This window comes from Lujinxingia vulgaris, assembly GCF_007997015.1.
GTDB classification, from domain to species: domain Bacteria; phylum Myxococcota_A; class Bradymonadia; order Bradymonadales; family Bradymonadaceae; genus Lujinxingia; species Lujinxingia vulgaris.
The window spans coordinates 1-628 of the sequence record NZ_VOSM01000063.1 but is presented as its reverse complement, the minus strand read 5'-3'; the positions used below and the strand labels follow the sequence as shown (position 1 = coordinate 628).

General features: G+C 62.7%; 1 protein-coding gene. It reads left to right on the top strand.

Translation table 11 applies throughout. The features are described from left to right. Positions 1-628, top strand: a 628-nt coding sequence (locus FRC98_RS20890) for an MsnO8 family LLM class oxidoreductase (RefSeq protein ID WP_146983507.1), incomplete at both ends; no start/stop codon positions are given.

Genomic DNA, 628 nt, shown 5'->3' with positions numbered 1-628 from the left:
CACAATATGAAGGCCGTGGCATCCACGAACCCCGCGGTGCTGATCGGTATTCTTGCCGCCCAGACGAAGCGAATTCGCGTCGGTGCTGGGGGAGTGATGCTTCCCAACCATGCGCCTCTCGTTGTTGCGGAACAGTTTGCAATCCTCGAAGCAGCATTCCCGGGCCGCATCGACCTCGGCATCGGCCGCGCTCCCGGCAGCGACCCTGTGATCACTTCGTATTTGCGGATGACCGGCACCACTAGCGACGTCGACGCGTTCCCGCGCAACGTGGCCGACATCCGCAGCCTCATGAATCCCGAGGGCGCCACGTTGCAACTGCAGCAAGGACGCAGCTACGAACTCACGGCAACGCCGAACGCGGCATCCGTTGCTGATCTTTGGTTGCTCGGCTCCAGCGACTACTCGGCCCGTCTGGCCGCAGCTCAAGGCATGCCGTACGTTTTTGCCCACCACTTCTCGGGCGAAGGAACCGCGCGCATTCTTGGCCTCTACCGCGACAACTTTGTGCCGTCAGACCTGCTGAAGGCCCCCAAGACGTTCCTCACCTTAAACGTGGCTGTCGCCGAAACGACGGCGGATGCGCGTGCCGCAGCCCTGCCCCAACTTCAGCAAATGGCGCGCCTGC